Origin of the sequence: Veillonella parvula (assembly GCF_018366295.1) — a bacterium.
Classification (GTDB): Bacteria; Bacillota; Negativicutes; order Veillonellales; family Veillonellaceae; genus Veillonella; species Veillonella parvula_P.
This window is the reverse complement of the sequence record NZ_JAGZIJ010000001.1, coordinates 525,540-542,507: the sequence shown is the minus strand read 5'-3', so window position 1 is coordinate 542,507 and position 16,968 is coordinate 525,540. Positions and strand designations below refer to the sequence as shown.

Annotated in this window: 19 protein-coding genes and 1 pseudogene; 19 read left to right on the top strand and 1 reads right to left on the bottom strand. The window is 39.2% G+C overall.

Going from position 1 to position 16,968, the window contains the following annotated elements:
* Positions 1-2: 2 nt before the first annotated feature.
* The 8 genes and pseudogenes from KHY58_RS02630 (at position 3) to pyrR (ending at position 4,503) form a co-directional block, all read left to right on the top strand.
* On the top strand, positions 3-356 hold the full coding sequence (locus KHY58_RS02630; RefSeq protein WP_278471797.1) for a hypothetical protein: 354 nt from the start codon (positions 3-5) through the stop codon (positions 354-356).
* Positions 325-849, top strand: a complete 525-nt coding sequence (locus KHY58_RS02625; RefSeq protein WP_278471794.1) for an N-acetylmuramoyl-L-alanine amidase family protein — start codon at positions 325-327, stop codon at positions 847-849. The genes KHY58_RS02630 and KHY58_RS02625 overlap by 32 nt, the downstream gene beginning before the upstream one ends.
* A 3-nt stretch (positions 850-852) precedes the next feature.
* Complete coding sequence (locus tag KHY58_RS02620; protein ID WP_278471792.1) at positions 853-1,326, top strand: hypothetical protein; 474 nt, start codon at positions 853-855, stop codon at positions 1,324-1,326.
* Between the two features lie 423 nt (positions 1,327-1,749).
* A pseudogene (locus KHY58_RS02615) lies at positions 1,750-1,929 on the top strand (helix-turn-helix domain-containing protein); the annotation flags it as partial.
* Positions 1,930-2,223: a hypothetical protein gene (locus KHY58_RS02610; RefSeq protein ID WP_278471933.1), complete on the top strand. Its 294-nt coding sequence runs from the start codon at positions 1,930-1,932 to the stop codon at positions 2,221-2,223.
* 211 nt (positions 2,224-2,434) lie between these two features.
* Positions 2,435-2,878, top strand: coding sequence for a signal peptidase II (gene lspA, locus KHY58_RS02605; RefSeq protein WP_287507655.1), 444 nt, complete (start codon positions 2,435-2,437; stop codon positions 2,876-2,878).
* Positions 2,879-2,964: 86 nt separating this feature from the next.
* Positions 2,965-3,888 (top strand): RluA family pseudouridine synthase, encoded by a 924-nt coding sequence (locus KHY58_RS02600; RefSeq protein WP_024061995.1) that lies wholly within the window; start codon positions 2,965-2,967, stop codon positions 3,886-3,888.
* 93 nt (positions 3,889-3,981) lie between these two features.
* Positions 3,982-4,503, top strand: a complete 522-nt coding sequence (gene pyrR, locus KHY58_RS02595) for a bifunctional pyr operon transcriptional regulator/uracil phosphoribosyltransferase PyrR (protein WP_004696466.1) — start codon at positions 3,982-3,984, stop codon at positions 4,501-4,503.
* Between the two features lie 124 nt (positions 4,504-4,627).
* Here the strand turns inward: pyrR and KHY58_RS02590 are convergent, their stop codons facing one another.
* On the bottom strand, positions 4,628-5,947 hold the full coding sequence (locus KHY58_RS02590; protein ID WP_024061994.1) for a tRNA(Met) cytidine acetate ligase: 1,320 nt from the start codon (positions 5,945-5,947) through the stop codon (positions 4,628-4,630).
* A gap of 186 nt (positions 5,948-6,133) precedes the next feature.
* Here KHY58_RS02590 and KHY58_RS02585 point away from each other — a divergent pair, with 186 nt between their 5' ends.
* The 11 genes from KHY58_RS02585 to rodA all read left to right on the top strand — a co-directional run bounded on the left by KHY58_RS02585 (position 6,134) and on the right by rodA (position 16,914).
* Entirely contained in the window at positions 6,134-6,697 is a 564-nt protein-coding gene (locus KHY58_RS02585) for a hypothetical protein (RefSeq protein ID WP_024061993.1), read from the top strand.
* A 3-nt stretch (positions 6,698-6,700) separates the two neighbouring features.
* On the top strand, positions 6,701-7,906 hold the full coding sequence (locus tag KHY58_RS02580) for an acetate/propionate family kinase (protein WP_004698711.1): 1,206 nt from the start codon (positions 6,701-6,703) through the stop codon (positions 7,904-7,906).
* Positions 7,907-8,058: 152 nt separating this feature from the next.
* The gene (locus KHY58_RS02575) at positions 8,059-8,679 is read left to right on the top strand and encodes a hypothetical protein (protein WP_024061992.1); all 621 of its coding nucleotides are present in this window, start codon (positions 8,059-8,061) and stop codon (positions 8,677-8,679) included.
* Positions 8,680-8,765: 86 nt separating this feature from the next.
* Complete coding sequence (locus tag KHY58_RS02570) at positions 8,766-9,332, top strand: Maf family protein (RefSeq protein ID WP_004698546.1); 567 nt, start codon at positions 8,766-8,768, stop codon at positions 9,330-9,332.
* 177 nt (positions 9,333-9,509) lie between these two features.
* Positions 9,510-10,208: a RadC family protein gene (gene radC / locus KHY58_RS02565; RefSeq protein WP_024061991.1), complete on the top strand. Its 699-nt coding sequence runs from the start codon at positions 9,510-9,512 to the stop codon at positions 10,206-10,208.
* Positions 10,209-10,487: 279 nt separating this feature from the next.
* Positions 10,488-11,525, top strand: coding sequence for a rod shape-determining protein (locus KHY58_RS02560; RefSeq protein WP_195394641.1), 1,038 nt, complete (start codon positions 10,488-10,490; stop codon positions 11,523-11,525).
* 1 nt (position 11,526) lies between these two features.
* Complete coding sequence (gene mreC, locus KHY58_RS02555) at positions 11,527-12,444, top strand: rod shape-determining protein MreC (RefSeq protein WP_024061989.1); 918 nt, start codon at positions 11,527-11,529, stop codon at positions 12,442-12,444.
* Positions 12,441-12,935 carry a rod shape-determining protein MreD gene (gene mreD / locus KHY58_RS02550; RefSeq protein ID WP_024061988.1) on the top strand — a complete coding sequence of 165 codons (495 nt, stop codon included), beginning with the start codon at positions 12,441-12,443 and terminating at the stop codon, positions 12,933-12,935. The genes mreC and mreD overlap by 4 nt, the downstream gene beginning before the upstream one ends.
* Positions 12,936-12,954: 19 nt before the next feature.
* A complete protein-coding gene (mrdA, locus tag KHY58_RS02545; protein WP_278471789.1) occupies positions 12,955-14,877 on the top strand; it encodes a penicillin-binding protein 2 in 1,923 nt (640 codons plus the stop codon).
* 1 nt (position 14,878) lies between these two features.
* Positions 14,879-15,802 (top strand): AAA family ATPase, encoded by a 924-nt coding sequence (locus tag KHY58_RS02540; protein ID WP_278457617.1) that lies wholly within the window; start codon positions 14,879-14,881, stop codon positions 15,800-15,802.
* An 8-nt stretch (positions 15,803-15,810) separates the two neighbouring features.
* The gene (gene rodA / locus KHY58_RS02535; RefSeq protein WP_083791376.1) at positions 15,811-16,914 is read left to right on the top strand and encodes a rod shape-determining protein RodA; all 1,104 of its coding nucleotides are present in this window, start codon (positions 15,811-15,813) and stop codon (positions 16,912-16,914) included.
* Positions 16,915-16,968: the final 54 nt, after the last annotated feature.

Here is a 16,968-nt window from a genome sequence, read left to right as displayed (position 1 = left end):
TAATGAAATATCAAATCATGAACCGACTGAAATCTGTATATAGTTCTATTCGTGTTGCTAACATTAGACCTACTGGAGTACTAGCGACACGGATTCTAGTGCTTGTTATGCTAATTCCTATTTGGTTAGTCATAACAGAGTATGTTATGGCATTTGCTAGGGGTTATGTATCAAGTGAAACTAATAAGTTGATTGATGTTGGGCTCAATATTATTGACCACATATTCATTCCTAGCGTATTGACGGCCGTAGTAGGCTTCCTAGGCCTTTGGTTGGATAGAAACAATAATGGTGTCCCTGATAAATTAGAAGGAGGTAGTAGTAATGACGAAAATATTTATAAATCCAGGTCATGATATTGACCTGGACTCTGGAGCAGTAAATCCTAACACAGGACGTCGTGAATGCGACGTTGCTCGTGATGCGGGTAAGTTATTGGCTTGTTATTTACAAACAGCAGGATGCGAAGTTAGAACTTTACAGAATGATGACCTAGGTCTTGTATGTGAAACTTCTAATGAATGGGGAGCGGATATATTTGTGTCTCTGCACTGCAATGCTTTTAACACTCAAGCTAGGGGTACAGAAACACTTTATAAGTCCTTTAATGGGCAACGGCTAGCGAAGGCCATCCAATCGCAAATCATCCGTAGTATTAATACGGTTGATCGTGGTGTAAAAGAACGGCAAGATTTATGGGTGCTAAACGGCACGGATGCAACAGCCGTGTTAGTTGAAATGGCATTCATAGACAATGATGATGATTTAGAACTACTTAATAATGACCTTGATACTATTGTGCGTGCTATCGCAAGGGGCATTACGGATTATGCAACAGGAGGGGTATGATGTATGACAAAATCAAAATTTTATTTAATAACCCTACTTACCGCTATATTGTTATCGGTGGTATTGGGCTCGTCATCTGTCTTTGCCTCGGATACATCTTCTACCAACCAAGCGGAACCGACTATCAGCGTGCCCGTGAGTCAGTGGAACGAATTGAAAAGCAACAACGAGAAAGCCTTGAGCTTAATCGAAGCATCCAGTATTCCATTGACCGAAGCACAGAGCTTAGTCATGAAGCAGCAACAAGAATTGATAGAAGCAAGGAATACAATCGACAAATTAACGACCGAATTGGACAAAGCCAAAGCGGACTTAGTGAAGCAAGAAGTTACCTTGTCAGAAATGTCGAACTCTATAGACGAATTGAAGAACAAAGTAGAGAACGACAAGAAAACAATCCATCGACTCAAGATGCAACGCAACCTATCCCAAATACTGGGAGCGGGTGCGACAATCGGAATTGCGATACGCGGATAGCGAGGTGATCCACACATCTCCTGAGCATGAGCAGGCGGACTCATGGATTGACTATAATAATGTAAAAGACCTTACCGGGAATATGTCCTGGTAAGGTCTTTTTTTTGTGTAAAAATTAAAAAAAAACACTTGCAAATAACACGGTATCGTGTTATAATAAAACCATAGAAAGGAGGTGAAAAGTTGAAAATGAAAAAGAAGTGGTTAAAGTGGTTACCGCCTTTAGTAATCGCAATCATCCAGCTAATCACGGCGGTGATAACAGCGATTAACAAGGAGTAACCACAGGAGCCCGAAAGGGCTCCTACCATCTCTCTTTCATTATATCAACTGAGGTATAATGATGGCAAGGTTAACATTAATAATCAGCGTGATAGCGCTAATCCTATCAATCTATAATTTACTGAAAGCGACGGGGGTATTGTGAAGTTAGACGATGTAATGACAACTCAAGAAGCGGGCGAGATATGGGGTGTACCCGCCGACTCGATTAAGCAATGCTGCTTAAAGCGATACGCAAATAAACAGTTTAAGGATACCGAATGCCGGAAATCCGGTAAATCATGGTTAGTAACTAGACAAGGAATGGAAAGGGTGTACGGAATGGCTAAAGTTAGAATGACAGTAAAAGATTTATATAAACATATTTGTGAGCATAATAATATCTCGGACGTTGTAGATATATCAGATTTACAAGAGGATGGATATAAGCGATTAAGACGTGCGTTAGACTGGAATAACATTCCTGTATTACCTCCAGAGGGCCATATAAGTGGTTGGGATGACCAGGTAGCAACATTTAGGAGTGAACTTGAATTCGATAAATTTATGGAAATTTGGAATCCATCTGAGAAATATAAAGAATCTGTTAAAACTGAGCTATTCGGATTGAATTAAGTCGTTTAAATCTAGAACGGTTGCTTAACCGTTGCTCAACCTAAAATACATAAAATCCAGTAATGACGTGTATAGATGGCACTTTTGAATAATTTCCGCTGAGTAATCACAAATAAAACACGCCCCTCATTGAGGGGCTTTTTATTTTGCCTAAATTTGCGTAACTTAGTATAATAGGACTATTAAGAATTATATTATAGTAAGGGAGTTAATCTTGTTTTATACAGTACTTATCATTTGGTTATTATTGGACCAATTAACTAAATATTATGTAATGAATCATTTTTTGTTAGGTGAATCTTTACCTGTTATTCCTAATGTATTTCATCTTACCTATATTATTAATCGCGGTGCAGCCTTTGGCATGTTAGCGAATCAACGATGGTTTTTCTTACTAGTGGCTTTTGTTCTATTAGCTGTTTGTGCTTTTTATTGGAAGCGATTAGCTAAGGGCCATTGGACTTTGCAAATCGGATCCGCCTTATTAGTCGCAGGTGCAATTGGTAATGGCATTGACCGATACATGATTCATGGGGTAGTGGACTTTTTTGATTTTCGTGTATGGCCTATTTTTAATGTGGCAGATATTGGTATTTGCATAGGTGTAGCTTTTGTTGTATTTTATTTGTTTTCATTGAAAGAGGACCATGAATAGCTTTCATTATTAGGGTCCTTTATAGATCATTGACTTGATTCGTCAATAAATATATATCTTATACTTGACTCAAAGAGGAATAGAGGATGAATGAATATATTGTAAGTGCTGAGCAAGAAGGCATGAGACTAGATGTATTTTTAACTGAACAGATGGAAGGATCTCGTAGCTATATTCAAAGTTTAATTAAAGGTGGTCATGTTACAGTAGGTGATAAAGTAGGAAAGGCTAATCTTCGGCTTACACCTGATACTATCATTCATGTAGAAATCCCAGAGCCCGAATCGATTGAGGTTAAACCTGAGGATATCCCTATAGATTATTTATACGAAGATCACGATATTGTTATTGTTAATAAACCTCGTGGCATGGTGGTACATCCTGCAGTAGGGAATTATTCTGGAACCCTTGTAAATGCTCTATTATTCCATTGTAAGGACCTATCAGGTATTAATGGTGAAATTAGGCCAGGTATTGTGCATCGCTTAGATAAAGATACGTCTGGTGTTATGATGGTGGCAAAAAATGATGCAGCACACATTGGTCTAGCAGAGCAAGTAAAAGCACATTCTGCAAGACGTACGTACTGGGCGCTAGTACAAGGTAATATTGTAGAAGAAAAGGGGACTATTAAGGCGCCTATTGGACGCCATCCTAAAGACCGTATGAAAATGGCTGTAGTCTTTGAAAACAGTAAAGATGCAGTAACTCATTTTAAGGTTCTTGAACGATATGGTCACCAAACATTGGTAGAATGTAATTTGGAGACTGGTAGAACCCATCAAATTCGGGTTCACTTTGCTCATATAGGGCATCCTGTCGTTAATGATCCATTTTATGGGTACCGCCGCATGGATTTTCCGATTGAAGGGCAAGCATTACATTCTAAATCGTTAGATGTTAAACACCCTATTACAGGTGAAGAAATGCACTTTGAAGCACCGGTACCAGCTGACTTTGAGGCGTGCTTAGAATTTGCTAAGACCTACCGTGAAGATAAACGAAAATAGTCTAAATGTTTACATTGATTGTTTAAGTACTTATTTTTACTACTTATTTGGATATAGGGGCATAGAACAATCCTATGCTATAAGGGCGTATATATGGAAAAGAAACGCTTACTAATGGATCAAGACGCTATAATGCGTGCGATTCGTCGTATTAGTCATGAAATTTTAGAACGCAATAAAGGTTTATCTAATGCGTTAATTGTAGGTATTGAACGGCGTGGTGTCATTTTGGCAAAACGTTTACAAGCGGAAATTGAGCGTATAGAAGGTATTCATATTGATTGTGAGTCTTTGAATGTTGCAGTGTATCGTGATGATCGTGATGCTCGTCCTAAAGAGGGGGAACCGTGTACGATTGATACAACGGAAAAGACAATTATTCTTGTAGATGATGTTTTGTATACTGGCCGTACCATCCGTGCTGCTTTAAATGCATTAATGACGGCTGGCAGACCAAGATCTATTCAATTGGCCGTCCTCGTCGATCGTGGTCATCGTGAATTGCCTATACGAGCGGACTATGTAGGTAAAAATATTCCTACTTCACATCTTGAAAGTGTACGCGTTGCCGTCGCTGATCTGGATGGTGAAGAAGGGGTTACAATACAGGAATAATCTGTATTGTAACCCCTTCTTTTTTTTGAGTATTACCATATAATAAGATGATTATCTTAATAAAATTAAATTATTTGACTCTTATATTTATGTGCAGAATGTTTCTACCAGATCGTAGTTTTGCTTATTTTATGTATTGTGGCGTATAGGTGTAGTCCATATGACCTATTCGTTTAACTTCATTATGTAAGCATAAGGCCTGTATATCTGTAGCTAATGTATCGATTTGATGCATCGTTTGTCCCAACGTATTTAATTCATTAGGTGCTTTGGCCCATTTTTGAATAAGTGGTATTTCAAAATCATTTCGAAGCCATTGACGACCTCTATCGTTGAAGGCTAGCAAGCGAGCATATTGTGGCGCTTCCTGTATAGCACTTTGTAGTAAATCTTTTTGTATTCCTAAGGTGAGATAGGCTCCCATTCGTTGTAAACGGGCATAGGTATAGCGCTTTGATTTTATTTGCTTCATAGCCAAGTTCCACGTAGGTTGTTGGGCCGCTTTGGACCATAAGTGTTCAATGCCTTCGTTGAACTCTCCAAAGCTTTCTAGCTCCTTAGTTGAAGTACGACGACTTAAGGTATGGACCATATCATAGTAGCGGTTATAGTTTACATAAGCACCATTAGAAATTATATTAGTCATATCGTCTGCAATAGTTTTAGGAACGATTGACTGAAGTTGTAATTTTATTTTACTATTTAGTGCATTTAATTTTGTTAATGTAGTTGCAGTTGCAGTTGCAGTTGAATTTGAATTTGTACTTGTCGTTGTATCTATATCTGTAGAAGTGTAGATACTATTTTTATTACAATTGTTACTACTTGTAGCCATTTCTGTTATGAGTTTACGCAATGCTGTACCAGAAGGAAAATCTTTTGTAATATTCGCGTCGTGATGATCTGATGTGCGTAAGATTGGTATATATTTTAAGGAAGGATAATAGGTAAGTCCTGCCCGAATATATTCAAGTCCTAACAGTGCATTAGGGGTGTTGAGCATCTCTGTATTAAGGGCTTTACGGAAGGCAGAGCCATAGGACATGCCTTCGTTAATATAGGTCCGTAATACTATTTGAGTACTTTCACAATCCATACGTTTAGCTATATCTACGAATGTATCTAAATCAGCCGTTTCAGAACCAAAGGAGAGTGCATCGATATGTAAAGCTTTTACCATGCGAATAGCACCTGTTCCAAACAGTTGTGCACTACCCAAAGAATAGAGTGTAGGTAGCTCGATAACGATGTCTGCACCACCGAGAATAGCCCAACGAGCACGGTCATATTTAGAAAAAATAGCAGGTTCTCCTCGTTGTACAAAGGAACCACTCATGATACAAATGCGCAGCGCTTCAGGATGCTCTTGTGCTAAGGTATGTAATTGATGAGCATGTCCATTGTGAAATGGATTGTATTCACAGATAATACCGATTGTTTTCATAGTGACTCCTTTCATTATTGTTAGTGTAACAAAGCGAAGAAATGCTGTAAACTACATTTCATGATATCTATAAAAAAGGCTTGTTTATAGAAATGATGTTATGTGTAAATATTAAGTTTAGTATAGATTTTCTTGACACTATAGGCTATAATTAACTGTAAATGCTGAATTGATGTGAGGTATATGATGAAACAAAATTGGAAACGTACATTACAAGGGACTCTGCTCGGTGCTGTGCTGCTAGCAATGGCGGGATGTGGCTCTACAAATGTAATGGATACATATAGTTTTGGCCATCAAGTTATCCGTGCTGGTCAATCTGAAATTACCATTGCTTTGCCTTATGAAATGGGTAAAAGTACAAAAAATATGTCTGATAAGGGGTATCCAATCGATATTTATGGATCTGTTACAGAACATATGGTAATTGAGGTTGAGGCTTTACGGCCTGGTGAAAATAAACCGTTACCTACGGTAGATGAGTATATTAATCACAGTAAGTCTGAATTTGCTAAAGTAGGCGCGACCATCAAAGAAGAGTCCGTAGCATTAGAAGGTGCATCTGCTAAAAAGCTTGATGTTACTGTTACATCGCAAGGACAAATATTTAGAATTTCTCAATACGTATTCTTAGATCATGGCGTATTGTGGAATATAGTCTACCAATATCCTGAAAAGGATCAGGTAGGTGCTGATATCAGCAAAGAAATTCAAAACAAGATTCAAGTTACACAACAGAAAGAGGGTTAATCGATGAACGTATTAGTAGTTAACTGCGGTAGTTCTTCTTTGAAATATCAATTACTTGATATGACAACTGAAACAGAATTGGCAAAAGGTCTTTTTGAAAAGATTGGTGATCAAGATGCTATCTTCACTCACAAACGTCCTAATGCAGATAAATTAGAACGCATTGAACCAATTTTGAACCATAAAGAAGCGCTTCGCATTTTGCTAGATATTTTAGTTGATGCTGAATTTGGTGTTATTTCTTCCATGGATGAAATCGATGCTGTAGGTCACCGTGTAGTACACGGCGGTGAAAAATTTGCTGATTCCGTATTGATTACTCCAGCAGTTATGGAAGCATTGGAAGAATGTGCTTCTCTTGCACCATTGCATAACCCACCAAACATTCAAGGTATTGAAGCTTGTGAAGCTATTATGCCAAATGTACCTCAAGTTGCTGTATTTGATACTGCATTCCATCAAACTATGCCAAAAGAAGCATATATGTATGCGCTTCCTTACTCTTATTATGAAGATTATGGTATTCGTCGTTACGGCTTCCATGGTACATCCCATAAATATGTAGCGCAACGTTGTGCAGAATTAATGGGTAAACATATGACTGATCTTCGTATCATCACATGCCACTTGGGTAATGGTTCCTCTGTGGCTGCTATTAAAGGTGGTCGCTCCATCGATACTACAATGGGCTTTACTCCATTGTCCGGTTTGATCATGGGTACGCGTACAGGTGATATTGACCCTGCTATCGTTCCATTCTTGATGGAAAAAACAGGTATGACCTATGAAGAAATCGATAGAGTTATGAATAAAGAATCCGGTGTATTAGGGATTTCTGGTGTATCCAATGACTTCCGTGTGATTGAAGAAGCTGCTGCTAACGGCAATAAACGCGCACAATTGGCATTGAATATGTTCCATTACAAAGTTCGCCGTGTAATCGGTGCCTTTGCGGCTGTTATGGGCGGTGTAGATGCTATTATCTTTACTGCAGGTATCGGTGAAAACGGTATCGGTAACCGCGATGCAATTTGTAATGGTTTGGAATACTTAGGTACTCGTATTGATTCTGAACGCAATAATGTTCGTGGTAAAGAACAAGAAATCAGTGTTGAAGGCTCTAAGGTTAAAATCTTCGTAATTCCTACAAACGAAGAAATCATGATTGCTCGTGATACTCAACGTATTACAGCAGCGTTGAAAAAATAATATAGTTCGCATCTGAACTGAGTGACTAATAGAGTCATAAAACCCCGTCTATATCTTGGATATAGACGGGGTTTTTGTAGTTTTTATGCATAGAATATCTTATAATAGGATGTATAGTTATTAATTAGTGATTTCTTTAAAAGGGGTAAAGCATGACAGTATTATATGAAGAAAAATCTCAGCGCACCAGAAGTGCAGAGTTATTGGTAGTATTTTTTGTGATTTTATTGTTGTGTGCAGCAGCTTATACAACGTATCGCAGTATTCAATTACATACGGTTTTATTAGCTGAGTATTTTATTGAAATCATGGCCATCATTGTTATGGTTAAACAGGCTGTTAGTCGATATACATATATTTTGACAGATACAAAGCTTGTGATTGAAGAGAACTCTATCTTTAGAAATCGTCATTTTGAAGTAGATTATAACATGATTGATGGGGTGTTCAAGTTTGAACGTGAGTTGTTGACAAATATTAAATACCGCTATAAATATAGAAAATGTTCTACCTCTGACCCGCGCCCGATTTGGTCTCTTGTGTATTCTATTGTAGATGGAAATAAAGTTAAAAATGGCCGTTTGTTGTTGAAAGCCGACGATAGATTCTTTGAAATATTAGAAGAGCATGTGCCTGGCCGTATTCGTGTGCCTCAAGCGGATATTGTATTTTATGCAGCGGTGCGAGCTGATGCGGTAAAACATGGGGAAGATGTACAAGAATATTATGAAAGATTAATTTCTTCAGAAGAAGATAAAGGAACAACTATGTAAGGGATGGTAAGTTCTGGGGGATAGGCAGGATAGTTTAGTTATACCAAGAATTTTATGTACAAGTTTTTTAATACGAAGGAGCGTATATGGCTGGATTATATTTGGCGAGTCAATCACCACGTAGAACTGAATTATTAACACAGGTTGGGATTGATCATACTGTTGTATCCAGTACTTATGAGGAATCTAATGAGGGTTACGACAACCCTATTGAAATGGTGAAAGCCCAAGCATTAGGTAAGGCTCGTTGTGCTGTAGGTGTTCCAGACGGAAGTATTGTGTTAGGCGCAGATACTATTGTTGTCCTTGATAATAAAGTATTAGGAAAGCCACATGATGAATCCGATGCACGCCATATGTTGGAGCATTTATCGGGTAGAGCACATTCTGTAATCACTGGAGTCGCGTTACTCATCAAAGGGGAGGAGATAGTTTTTCACAATGAAACAAAAGTATATTTTAAACAATTAGCACCCTTTGAAATCGAGTCTTATATTGCTAGTGGGGAACCGATGGATAAGGCTGGAGCTTATGGCATCCAAGGAAAAGGTGCATTATGGGTAGATAAAATAGAGGGCTCTTATACTAATGTGGTAGGGTTACCAGTTGAACATGTATACGAGGAACTGTGCAAGGCGTTAGGGGCAAAATAGTACTAGCGTATTAGACAGATAGTGATATAATTGGCTGTGCTGTGCTGTGCTGTGCTGTGCTGTGCTGTGCTGTGCTGTGCTGTGCTGTGCTGTGCTGTGCTAAATAATTTTTAAGAGAGTAGATGTGTTTATTGTTTGATTTACAAATGGTGTTATCTATTTGAATGGAGAGATTCTATGGAAGTACCAACAGTAAGTGTAAAAGATATGCTACCATTCCAGCGCCCTCGAGAAAAATTTCTCGCCTTAGGCCCTTCACATATGGCAATGGAGGAGTTGTTGGCTATTTTATTGCGCACAGGGGTAAAGGGGCAATCTGCGATTTCTTTGGCAAGTGATATCCTACAATCCTTTGATGATGGCGTATATGGTCTTAACCGAATGACCGTAGATAATCTAATCAAAATCAAGGGTATTGGTAGAGATAAAGCAGTGACGCTATGCGCAGCACTTGAAATGGGTAGGCGTCTAGGGGAGCTTAAGATTAAAGAGACTTATGAAGATTTTTCGCAACCTTTTGTAATAGCTCAATATGTGATGGAGCGACTGCGTCACGAAGATGTGGAACATGTGTGGGCTGCCATGTTAACATCTCGAAATAAGCTTATTCAGTTGGAACATATCTCTAATGGTGGATTGGTATCAAGTCTTGTAGAGCAAAGAGCAGTATTTAAAAAAGCTATAGCATGCAATGCAGCGGCTATTATCCTAATCCATAACCACCCGTCAGGTGATAGTAGACCAAGTGATGAAGATATACGGCTAACGAAAATGTTTGTTAGTGCTGGTCAATTTATGGGGATTCCTGTACTCGATCATATTGTTATAGGGGATAATGAATTTACGAGCCTCAGCGAAATTGGTAAATTGAGCTGAGCCTAAATAAACTGAACAAAGCCAAGTAAGATTATTAAAAGCATTCATTTTGAACTATACCTAATTTTGACGCATGGGTAAGTTCCTATAAATGAGTGCTTTTCCTTATTGTGTATGAGATTGTATGTATGAAGTTATGTAATTTTTATGTATGACTTATGAGTACAGGGATTATGCGTTATCTGTGCTTTTAACAAAAGGAAAGGTACTGATATCAATGGAAAAAGTCGCGTTATATATGGTAAAATGGAATGATGATGTAATGAAGGAGAAATTACTATGAGTTCCATTTTACCTACTCTAGGAAAAGATGTAAGTATAGATATTGGTTCCATACAAACGCGCCTCATGGGGGGGACGCGAGGGACTGTTATAAGCGAACCATCGATTATAGCAACTGATACAAAACAAGAAAAAGTAGTAGCCGTTGGTGATGAAGCGGCGCGCCTCGTATTGCGCATGCCCGATATATGGCGTCCGTTAACGCCTTTAAAGGATGGATTTATAGTTGACTATCGCGTTATGCATACTATGCTTAGCTACTTTCTTAATAAGGTGTCTAATGCATTGCGTCGAGCCCGCGTTGTCGTAGGGGTTCCTTGTGGGATGACCGATGTTGAGCAACGAGCCATGATGGATGCTGTTATTCAAGCTGGTGCTCGAGAGGTATTTCTTATCGAACGACCTGTGGCGGCTGCTATTGGTTGTGGTGTGCCTATCTTTGAAGCACAAGGATCTATGATTATTGATATCGGCGGTGGCACTATTGATATGGGGATTGTTTCTTTAGGTGGTATCGTAGATAGCAAAACAATTCGTTTTGGTGGTTCTGATATTAATAATGCCTTATTACGCTATGTGCGTGAGTGTTTTGGCATTATCGTATCTGATGAAACTATAATAGATATTAAGCATACATTAGGAACAGCTGTCGCTCCTTTAGAGGATGCAGAGTATGCCTTTCAAGGGCGCGATATGATGAACGGCTTAGGTAGACGTTGTGTGATTCATCAATCTGAAGTGTACCAAGTTGTAAATGAATGTTTGATAGGACTCTTGGATGAGGTTAAGCAAATGATTCGTGCTACGGCACCAGAAATCGTGGCTGATATTATGCAACATGGCATATGGCTTACTGGCGGTACAGCAAGACTATCTGGATTAGCGGATCGGATTGGTACTGAAGTAGGTGTACCTGTTCACGTTCCTGAAGCACCTGAAACAAAAGTTGTGGTAGGCCTTAATGGGGCCTCATCTGATTTGGTGAGCTTATCGCGTTTTATTGTAAATTCTAAGAATAGAAAGGGCCGAGACTAGCATGATACAGTCAGATAAAAAGTTAATTATCATCGTTGTCATTGGTTGTATCCTAATGTCATTGCTCGGCTTTGCGTGGAAGCAACGGACTAGTATTCCCTTTGTTACGGTTACCCTTGAAGGAATTACAACGCCTTTCTCTTATGGGTCAGCTCGTTTATTAGAGGGCGTCCAAACTAGCTTTACAGTACTTAATAATGCTATTTTCTCTACTATCGAACGCGAAGAGGAAGCATCTCGTAAAGCTACATTGGAACAAAAGGTAGTTAACTACGATGAAGTAGTGGCAGAGAATATTCGCCTTCGTCAGCTTTTAAACTATAAGAGTAGCCATCCAGAATTCTCCATGACCTTAGCAGGTATCATTACAAAGGATTACGGTACTTGGACAAATACTTTCACCATTGATAAAGGGAGTGAAGAAGGTATGGCAGTTAATATGGCTGTTGTTGTACCTAGTGGTGTCGTTGGTTTTATTACAGATGTATATCCGCATTCTGCTCGCGTTCAAACCATTCTTGATCCGCGTAGCGCAATAGGTATCCTTGTACAACGACCTGAATCTCGTTTGTCTGGCGTTGTAAAAGGTAATGGCAATACACCTCGTACACCATCTATGGTAAATATTGCTCGCGATGGTGATGTATTGGTAGGTGATAAGTTGATTACCTCTGGATATGGAGGCATTTATCCGAAAGGTCTACCTGTTGGCAACGTGCAATCTATCGAAAATGATTCGGAAGGATTTGTTAAAAATGCGGTAGTCACACCGAGTGTAGATTTTCATCGTTTAGAAGAAGTTTTTGTGCTTACCTCGTCTTCTCTAAGCGCACCACAAAAACCAGAACTTGAGCCTAAACTTGTGCCTCAAACACAACGAGATCAAGTAGAGGGTGCAAAGGGGGCCGTTAAACAATGATGCGTCTAGCTTTAGCTCTCTCTGGATTTTTAATATATTTTATACAAGCGCAATTATTGCCTACTATTTTCCATACAAATTGGTTACCAAACTTAATTTTGACGATAATTGTTATGATTACTTTATTTAAAGGTCGTCGTATGGGGCTGATATCCGCTGTTATTGGGGGTATCGTACATGATGTATTGATATCTAACTTTTTTGGGCTCCATCTATTCCCTTACGTAATTGTGGTATACCTACTATCTGCCGTAAAGCATCGTATCTATGAAGAACGCTGGTATTGGTCTAGTGGTATAGTAGCTATTTGTACGCTGCTAGATGGCGTTATTCGTAGCTTTATGATATTAGCTAGTGGTGGCGATTTGCACTTTGGACTATACTTGTGGCATATGGTATTACCCGTGATGTTCTGGAATGGCTTGTTAGGCGCTATTGTGCATGGTTTGTTATGGCGTAAAGATGATGAACAACAAGGTTATATTTGGTAAGGATTAAGGGGGTGAAAGAGTGCTTGAAGGCCTCTATAAACGAAGAAAAACGAATCGCTTTGATGTACTCTTTTACATTGTAGCCGGCATATTTATAGTCTTGGCATTACGCCTGATGACGTTGCAAATCTTGTCTGGTGGTTATTACCAAGCTAAGGCAGAAGGCAACCGTTTGCGCATGGTATCCATGACAGCTGCTCGTGGTATTATGTACGATCGAAATGGTCAGATCTTAGTAGGTTCTAGACCGGCATACACTATCTCCATTTTGCCTACGGGGAAGGCTCTAGACGAAGGTGAAGTTGCTAAGTTGGCAACTTTGCTGAAAATTAAACCAGAAGATATTACAAAAAAGGTAAATGATCATAAATATGGTTATGAGCCAATTCGTATTGCTAATGATATTTCTATGGATGTAGTTACAAGCATCGAAGAGCATCGTCATGAATTACCAGGTGTTACCATAGATGTAGAACCACTTCGCTATTATCCATATGAAACGATGGCTTCTCAGCTCTTTGGGTATGTGGGTGAAGTGAGCGAAGAAGAATTAGAAGAGCTAAAACAGCAAGATCCAAATACCCTTATTAGTGGTGGTACTATTTTAGGCCGTTCTGGTCTTGAAAAACTATATGATTCCATCTTGCGTGGCACTGATGGTGGTAAACAGGTAGAGGTTGATGCTACAGGCCGACCGGTTGCGGAGGTAGATAGAAAGCATACAGTGCCTGGATCTAATATCCATTTGACAATAGATGCAAATCTACAAAAGGCTGCTGAAGAAGCTGTTAAGAACCAATTAGAACAGTTGCGTGCCCAAGGCATTCCAGCTCAAGGAGCTGCTGTAGTAGCAATGGATCCAAATACGGGTGCCATTTTGGCCATGGTCAGCGCCCCTGAGTTTAACCCTAATTGGTTTGCGAAGGGGATTACAACGGCACGGTGGAATCAATTGAATAACGATAAGAATCATCCATTTGATAATAAGGTTATTTCTGGTGAATATCCACCAGGTTCTCCGTTCAAGATTATTACAGGTACGGCGGCTTTAGATCTTAAAAAGGTTACCCCTGAAGAAATGATTTTTGATAGTGGTAAACATTGGCTTATCGATAAACGAAATGCAGAAGGTGAAGCATTAGGGTGGCTTAACTTTAATAAAGCTCTTGCAAAATCAGATAATGTTTACTTCTATGAAATGGGCAATCGCGTTGGCATAGAAGGACTTGTAAAATATGCTGGCTACTTTGGTATTGGCGAAAAGACAGGCATCAATCTTGTTGGTGAGGCCTCTGGTAATATGGCAAGTCCTGCTTATAAACGCAAAGTGTATGATGAAGATTGGTATTTAGGTGAAACCTTTGATGCGGCCATAGGTCAGTCTTTTACTTTGGTGACACCATTACAAATGGCTGTTATGCTTAGTGAAGTAGCAAATGGTGGCATTAAATACCGCCCATATGTAGTGAGCCGTATTGATAATAAGGATGGCACGCCAAAAGAAATCTTTGGCCCAGACAAGCTCGGTATCTTACCTGTACCAAAAAATATTATGGATCTTGTTCGCGAAGGCTTGCGTGATGTTACTAATGAAGGTGGTACAGCAGGGGAGTTGTTTAAAGGATTCCCTATTGATGTAGCTGGTAAAACAGGTACTTCAGAGAATGCACATGGCAGAGATCACGGCTGGTTTGTAGCCTATGCACCATATGATAAGCCACAAATTGTAGTGGTTGCACTTGTTGAGCAAGGTAGCTTTGGTGCGGGCTCTGCAGGGCCTATCGTAAGAGATATATTGGCTGCGTACTTCAATGTACCAGTGAATAAGAAATCTAATGATACAAATAGTAAGGGCAATAAGGAAACTGCTACGGGGACAAGTATTAATAAAGGGCAAAAACCTCAGAATGCGGTAACTAGTGGACAACCAAGAAAGGATTAGTATGGGCGAGATAATCGGCGTTGTATCCGGTAAGGGAGGCGTAGGTAAGACTACGATTACCGCTTGCTTGGGTTCAGCCTTAAGCAATGCAGGGCATCGCGTATTGCTCTGTGATGGAGATTTTGGATTGCGCGATTTAGACCTTGTGTTAGGAGTGGCAAATGAAATTATTTACGACGCATTAGATGCGAGCGAAGATAAAGACTATATGGATGATGCCATTGTATCAATTGCTGAAAACTTAGATTTCCTACCAGCTAGCCAAAGTGCTCGTTGGGAAGATATAGGTCGTAAAAAATATAAAAAATTAGTCCGTCGCCTCTCTGAGACATATGACTATATTTTAATTGATGCTCCTGCTGGTATCGGTAAGGGCATAGAGTCTATTTTAGAATTAGTAAATCGTTGCATCGTGGTGACGCATCCTTTATGGGTGTCCTTGCGTAATGGGGCACGCATGATTCAAGTATGTCAAGAACATAATATTCGTGATTATGCTATTGCTTTTAATGCAGTACCTATCGATGGAGAGGATATCCATTTATATGATATGTTAGAAGTCCTTCGTGCTGAATATGTAGGGGCTATAATTCCTTATGATGAGGATATTTTGACCTATACACAAGATGGTCGTTTGTTAGAATTTGTTTCTAGTGAACTAAAAGCTATGTTAGCACCTCTTGTTGATTATGTAACTACCGGTGAGTGTTGGGAAGACTACGATGTACAAAAGCACTTCGATGCTTATGTAACTAAGAAAAAAACATCGAAGGAGCAAGATAGTACACCAAGTCTTGCAACAGTAGGTGAGTCTATTTTTGAGGATTCTAACAATGTTCATTACATTAATCGTGGCGGTTGGACCACGCAACGCTTATTGGTGCAAGGGAAACAAAGCTTGTGGCGCCGTAGCAAGTTGAAATAGGTGATATGATGTGGCGTAAAATATGGACAGATAGCGATTGGACTATCATCATATGTACTATATTACTTGTCGGAATTGGTCTTACAGCTATTGGTAGTGCTACCCATGTGAATCATGAAGCTATCGGTTTTGGTAGTTTAGTGGTAAAACAACTCGTATTCTTTTTAGCAAATATAGCTGTCGTTATAGGCATGCAATTTCTAGATTACCATCGCCTTAAAGGGTGGGGGAATATGATTTATGTGATTACCATGCTTATGTTAATTGCAGTTATGGTAGTTGGTACCTCCGCACTAGGTGCACAGCGTTGGATTCAACTGGGGCCAATTACTATCCAGCCTTCAGAGTTTTCTAAACTATTGATGATTATCTGTATGGCTAAAATGTTAGAACCGCGCATTGGCAAGTTAGATACTTTTAAATCCCTATTGATGCCAGTGTTATATGTAGGGATTCCTATCCTTCTCGTATTTTTACAACCTGACTTGGGGACATCCCTCGTATATATTGCTATATTTGTAGGGATGCTCTTTATATCTGGTATCAAAACTAAGCTTATAAAAATCATTGCGAGCGTGGCTTTACTCTTGATGCCTTTGGGCTGGTTTGTACTGAAAGAATACCAAAAGCAACGTATTCTAGTATTTTTAAATCCAGATATTGATCCCTTCGGTTCTGGCTATCATATTATTCAATCTAAGATTGCCATCGGGTCGGGTATGATTTTTGGTAAAGGTATCTTTAATGGTACTCAAAGTCAGTTGAACTTTTTACCAGAAAATCATACGGACTTTATCTTTTCTGTAATCGGCGAAGAATTTGGCTTTGTAGGATGCATTGTAGTATTGCTATTATTGTTTATGCTTATTTATCGCAGCATTCAAGTAGCATATACCTGCAATGATAATTTCGGTATGTTATTAGCAACGGGTATTGGTACGATGTTTGCCTTTGAAGTGCTCGTAAACGTAGGCATGACGATTGGTATCATGCCTGTAACGGGGATTCCGTTGCCATTCCTTAGCTATGGTGTTAGTGCGCTAACAACTAATATGCTGAGCATTGGCATTTTATTAAATATTGCTAGACAGCGGACAAAATATATATTTTAATATCCTTTCATAGGATTGATTGTGAAAGAAGTCTTTCATTAAAGACGGAGGATG

Coding starts and splice junctions, on each gene's coding strand:
- KHY58_RS02625 (WP_278471794.1), top strand. CDS start 325: ATGACGAAAATATTTATAAATCCAGGTCATGATATTGACCTGGACTCT.
- KHY58_RS02580 (WP_004698711.1), top strand. CDS start 6,701: ATGAACGTATTAGTAGTTAACTGCGGTAGTTCTTCTTTGAAATATCAA.
- KHY58_RS02600 (WP_024061995.1), top strand. CDS start 2,965: ATGAATGAATATATTGTAAGTGCTGAGCAAGAAGGCATGAGACTAGAT.
- KHY58_RS02570 (WP_004698546.1), top strand. CDS start 8,766: ATGGCTGGATTATATTTGGCGAGTCAATCACCACGTAGAACTGAATTA.
- rodA (WP_083791376.1), top strand. CDS start 15,811: ATGTGGCGTAAAATATGGACAGATAGCGATTGGACTATCATCATATGT.
- KHY58_RS02590 (WP_024061994.1), bottom strand. CDS start 5,947: ATGAAAACAATCGGTATTATCTGTGAATACAATCCATTTCACAATGGA.
- KHY58_RS02575 (WP_024061992.1), top strand. CDS start 8,059: ATGACAGTATTATATGAAGAAAAATCTCAGCGCACCAGAAGTGCAGAG.
- KHY58_RS02630 (WP_278471797.1), top strand. CDS start 3: ATGAAATATCAAATCATGAACCGACTGAAATCTGTATATAGTTCTATT.
- pyrR (WP_004696466.1), top strand. CDS start 3,982: ATGGAAAAGAAACGCTTACTAATGGATCAAGACGCTATAATGCGTGCG.
- mreD (WP_024061988.1), top strand. CDS start 12,441: ATGATGCGTCTAGCTTTAGCTCTCTCTGGATTTTTAATATATTTTATA.
- mreC (WP_024061989.1), top strand. CDS start 11,527: ATGATACAGTCAGATAAAAAGTTAATTATCATCGTTGTCATTGGTTGT.
- radC (WP_024061991.1), top strand. CDS start 9,510: ATGGAAGTACCAACAGTAAGTGTAAAAGATATGCTACCATTCCAGCGC.
- KHY58_RS02540 (WP_278457617.1), top strand. CDS start 14,879: ATGGGCGAGATAATCGGCGTTGTATCCGGTAAGGGAGGCGTAGGTAAG.
- KHY58_RS02610 (WP_278471933.1), top strand. CDS start 1,930: ATGGCTAAAGTTAGAATGACAGTAAAAGATTTATATAAACATATTTGT.
- KHY58_RS02560 (WP_195394641.1), top strand. CDS start 10,488: ATGAGTTCCATTTTACCTACTCTAGGAAAAGATGTAAGTATAGATATT.
- KHY58_RS02585 (WP_024061993.1), top strand. CDS start 6,134: ATGAAACAAAATTGGAAACGTACATTACAAGGGACTCTGCTCGGTGCT.
- KHY58_RS02620 (WP_278471792.1), top strand. CDS start 853: ATGACAAAATCAAAATTTTATTTAATAACCCTACTTACCGCTATATTG.